At 37.8% G+C, this 4079-nt stretch carries 6 protein-coding genes and 1 pseudogene; 5 read left to right on the plus strand and 2 right to left on the minus strand.

All coding sequences use genetic code 11. The features are described 5' to 3' along the window. Nucleotides 1-212 (minus strand): annotated as a pseudogene (locus ACW6PM_RS13575) (SLC13 family permease); the annotation flags it as partial. A gap of 37 nt (nucleotides 213-249) precedes the next feature. Beyond that, entirely contained in the window at nucleotides 250-528 is a 279-nt protein-coding gene (locus ACW6PM_RS13580; protein ID WP_456057470.1) for a hypothetical protein, read from the minus strand. A 363-nt stretch (nucleotides 529-891) separates the two neighbouring features. Here ACW6PM_RS13580 and trhA point away from each other — a divergent pair, with 363 nt between their 5' ends. The 5 genes from trhA to ACW6PM_RS13605 all read left to right on the plus strand — a co-directional run bounded on the left by trhA (nucleotide 892) and on the right by ACW6PM_RS13605 (nucleotide 3804). Continuing rightward, nucleotides 892-1644, plus strand: coding sequence for a PAQR family membrane homeostasis protein TrhA (trhA, locus tag ACW6PM_RS13585; protein ID WP_456057471.1), 753 nt, complete (start codon nucleotides 892-894; stop codon nucleotides 1642-1644). Nucleotides 1645-1783: 139 nt separating this feature from the next. Next, nucleotides 1784-2425 (plus strand): sugar O-acetyltransferase, encoded by a 642-nt coding sequence (locus tag ACW6PM_RS13590; RefSeq protein ID WP_173858498.1) that lies wholly within the window; start codon nucleotides 1784-1786, stop codon nucleotides 2423-2425. A gap of 132 nt (nucleotides 2426-2557) precedes the next feature. Then, on the plus strand, nucleotides 2558-2743 hold the full coding sequence (locus ACW6PM_RS13595) for a hypothetical protein (RefSeq protein ID WP_456057472.1): 186 nt from the start codon (nucleotides 2558-2560) through the stop codon (nucleotides 2741-2743). Between the two features lie 64 nt (nucleotides 2744-2807). After that, the gene (locus ACW6PM_RS13600; RefSeq protein WP_456057473.1) at nucleotides 2808-3140 is read left to right on the plus strand and encodes a DUF3784 domain-containing protein; all 333 of its coding nucleotides are present in this window, start codon (nucleotides 2808-2810) and stop codon (nucleotides 3138-3140) included. A 337-nt stretch (nucleotides 3141-3477) separates the two neighbouring features. Then, complete coding sequence (locus tag ACW6PM_RS13605; RefSeq protein ID WP_456057474.1) at nucleotides 3478-3804, plus strand: hypothetical protein; 327 nt, start codon at nucleotides 3478-3480, stop codon at nucleotides 3802-3804. The last annotated feature ends 275 nt before the right edge of the window (nucleotides 3805-4079 follow it).

The following is a 4079-nucleotide window of genomic DNA, read 5'->3' on the forward strand; positions in this document are numbered from 1 at the left end:
CTGAATTGCGGAATCCTTCCAAGGTTGCCGATAAAAATAAATAATGCGATAAAGGTGGCAAGCAGGGAGTAATCCACCCTGCTTATATTTTCCCTGTTTCTTAGCAGCATATATATAAGAACCAATACAAGAGGAATCTGGTATGGAATGATACGTGCAACAGTGAGCAGGCAGATTGTAAATAAGATCAGGTAAGTGGCCAGGTATTCCATGTTAAGTTCTTTTCTGTCAGAGAATCCAAAAAGAGTTTTATCTTTTTCGGAATCGCATACGTGAGGTGCTTTGGCAGCGGCTATCTGTATCCATAGTTCCCATCAGCAATTTTTTGGCAAGTATATCAAAAACACCAACAGCCTTCAAACCAGCTACAATTGCCATCAAACAGAAGAGGAGCCCGAGAGTCCTGAAATCGATATAAGTAAAATAAGCCATATCCGGTCTGACCCAGAACATAGAAAGAAGCGCCAGGATCACTGCAATTGACAAAACGGTTTCTTTCCTGAAAAAAACATATAATTTTTGTAACATAATATTTCCTTTCCGGTCTGATACGACCCCATATAAGTATATCACAGAAACATCCAGAAAAAAAAGGAATATCATTTCAACGATCTCAAGATACCAAAGCTTGACTGGACATCTGAAACAGCAGTCGTGAAGCAGAGCATGGGAGTAATTGTTGCTCTTTTATCAAATTTTGTGTATATTATAGTACTTGTAGTGGGATACGTAGCGTGCAGGTGTTTGAGGCACTTTAGCGATCTGCGATGATGAACCCAGGGCTGTACTCTGTACGGTGCAGGAAACTGCGGTTGTAAGACAGTGTAGATTATAGATAGCAGAATAAATTATAGATAGAATTATAGATAGAAAGAAGTTTCAGGATTAAATATGGCAGAAATAAAGAACTCGGAATCAGATATGGGCACTCAGCAGAAAGCTGAGCTGGACAAAGAGAAAAGAAAAGAAGAGAAGAAAGAGGCAAAAAGAGCAAAAAGGCAGCACTACAGGGAACTGAATGAGCCACCAAAACTCACCGTGCTTGAGGAAGTGGGAAATGCAGTCACCCATGGAATAGGAGCAGGACTTGCCATAGCCGGCTTTGTCCTTCTTCTCCTGAAGTCAGACACAGGACTCAAAGTGATGGCATCGTGTTTTTATGGAATATCACTGATATTGATGTTTCTTATGAGCTGCCTGTATCACTCATACAAATCCGGGCTAGCAGTCAAGCGTATCTGGAGAAGATTTGACTATTCCGCGATATATCTGCTGATAGGCGGAACATTTGCTCCGATGTACCTTGTGTACTGGGAAAATGTGCTTGGAATAGTGTTGTTCTGTGTGCAGTGGGCGCTCATCATAGCGGGGATCACCATCATATGTGTGTTCGGACCAGGCAGGTTCCGACCGATACACTATACGCTGTACTTCGTCATCGGATGGAGCGCCATCATGTTCATTCCAGGCTGGTTCAGAAATGACAAGCCGCTTTTGGGATGGATCGTGGGCGGTGGTATTGTCTATACGCTCGGCATGATTCCATTTGTGAAGGACACCAAGGGGGCGCACTTTATCTGGCATATCTTTGTGATGCTGGGGGCTGCGCTGCATTGGTTTGGAATGTACCTTTATGTGTATTAATAAAAGATAGATAAAAATGGGCCTATTTTCACAGTCCATTTTTCTGTTGCTAGTAGTTGATTACAGACATAAACAATGGTATCCTTTAGTCAGTTATAAACATGATGGGTAAATATTATAAATGCGAGTAGAAAATGCTATGGATAGAGTAGAGAAAATGCTTGGAAGAATGAAAGCAAGTAAATTATACAGATGTGTGGATTGGGATCCGGAGGGTAAGGCGAAGGATCTGGTAGATAAGTTCAACAGTGCTTCGAGGTCTGAGACTATGACAAGAACCGGAGAATATCTTGGAAAATTATTTGCACACATGGGAAAGGAGTGTTATATAGAGCCACCTTTTTATTGTGACTATGGAACCAATATACACGTGGGAGATTATTTCTATGCAAATACAGGGCTGATAGTTTTGGATCAGTGTGATGTCATCATTGGAGATCATGCATTTCTGGGACCAAGGGTCAATATATACTGTGCATGTCATCCGATAGATGCGATGATCAGAAATACCGGTGTGGAGCTTGGCAAGCCGGTTACAATAGGCGATAATGTATGGATCGGTGGCAATACGGTCATCAATCCGGGTGTGACAATAGGTTCAAATGTTGTCATAGGCTCAGGGTCGGTTGTCACAAAGGATATTCCGGATAGTGTGATAGCGGCAGGAAATCCATGTAAAGTCATAAGACTGATAACAAATAAAGATAAGGAATATTGGCTTAAGCAGCTAGAGGAATTTGAGGCAGACACAGGTGAGCAGGTAAAGCTGGAGCAGGACTGATTCAACATTGCTGCTGTGAGTTGAGATTCCAAAGCGATTTTCTATAATACACATTCTAATGAAGATCCAATAAAAGTTATAAAAAAGATGAAACAGACTGATAACTTCAAGTTTAACGAGGAGGTGCTTTACATGAAAAAAAGTATATCAAGGATTATCGGTGTGATAATGCTGATTGTAGCTGTTGTATTTATAATATTTGCATTGAACCGTCCAGAAAAGAGTTTTCCTTGGAACAATACAATTACGTGGTTACTGTATGGTGTATATTTTCTTGTGACAGTAGTGCTACTTATTGCTCCTAAAATGAAGAAGTGAGAAATTCACGTTTATCGGGAAGTTGCAGAGAATAAAAAATCGGAATTATAGGAGGTGTATCTATATGAAATTAGCAGATTTAGCAACAGGTTCTGATGTGATAGTGTGGATTGTCTTTGGGATATTTGCTGTAATTTCTATAATTTTACTTTCTGGACATGGAAGTTGGTTGATTTCTGGATATAATACAGCTTCAAAAGAAGAAAAGGAAAAATATGATGAAAAGAAGTTATGCAGGACAATGGGAATTGGAATGTCTATTATCGCAATTCTTGCATTAATTATGGGTTTGTTGGAAAATAGTTTATCTGCATCTTTTGTATATATTGCATTGGGGATTATTTTGGTTGATGTTGTGGTAATTATCATTTTAGGAAACACGCTATGCAGAAAGTAACAACTTCCAGATTATGTAATCGCAAAAATCGAAAATGGACAAGGAGGTGGCTATGCATATTAAATTGAAATATGGAAATACGAATACATTCTTTATTCGAGGAATGAGTGGAAATTTACTAGTTGATACAGACTATGCAGGGACATTAGTGGCGAATGTTTTGTTGGAGATTTAGAGCCTATCGAATATCTTGCTGCTTATGAACAAAATGATAGGTTAAAATATGATTGGGAACTTGTTATGCATTATGCTCCTAAAAAAATTTATTATGCCCACGCAAATGAAAAAATACTGTGATTGACAATTCGGAATTTCATGAAATGTTAAGAGGAAGCTAATGAGAATGATGGTAGAAAAAAAGAAATCAATAGCATTAATTATTATTTTACTTACAATTGTTGTTATTTTTATTTGTGGTCGATATTATTTTGCACACAATAAAAGTTATAAAAATGAGGCAATTGAAAAAGGAGATTATATATATCTTAATGGAGTTAGATATTCTCAAACGTCGGAACTAGAAAATTATAAAATATCAAATGTGGTAATTTGTACATCTGATAGTGGGAGAAAATTATATGAGATAGAAGAATATCCTGATTATGAATATATCGCGGGATATTATGCATGGGACGGCGAAATATATAAAAAAGATGAAATTTAGAGAATACAAAACGACTGACTGTGAGCAGTTAGCGCAATTGTTTTATAATACGGCACACAGTGTAAATGCAAAAGATTATACAAAAGAATAGGAAGTAGATATGATAAAAATTGTGTGGTCAATAAATGATATAAATAAATATCAAACAGGAAGCTTGCCGGAAGGCGCAGTAAAGATAGAAACACCGCAGAGTGTTGGTGAACTGATGAAAAAAGCAGTTCCAATTGCTGCAATTCTATGTGTTTTCCTTTTTATTGCTATGCTTTGTAAAAAGA

Source organism: Agathobacter sp. (assembly GCF_977054825.1).

Bases quoted from the DNA above. Each gene is read 5' to 3' on its own strand.
- ACW6PM_RS13580 (WP_456057470.1), bottom strand. From the start codon at position 528: ATGTTACAAAAATTATATGTTTTTTTCAGGAAAGAAACCGTTTTGTCA.
- ACW6PM_RS13600 (WP_456057473.1), top strand. From the start codon at position 2,808: ATGAAATTAGCAGATTTAGCAACAGGTTCTGATGTGATAGTGTGGATT.
- ACW6PM_RS13605 (WP_456057474.1), top strand. From the start codon at position 3,478: ATGAGAATGATGGTAGAAAAAAAGAAATCAATAGCATTAATTATTATT.
- ACW6PM_RS13595 (WP_456057472.1), top strand. From the start codon at position 2,558: ATGAAAAAAAGTATATCAAGGATTATCGGTGTGATAATGCTGATTGTA.
- ACW6PM_RS13590 (WP_173858498.1), top strand. From the start codon at position 1,784: ATGGATAGAGTAGAGAAAATGCTTGGAAGAATGAAAGCAAGTAAATTA.
- trhA (WP_456057471.1), top strand. From the start codon at position 892: ATGGCAGAAATAAAGAACTCGGAATCAGATATGGGCACTCAGCAGAAA.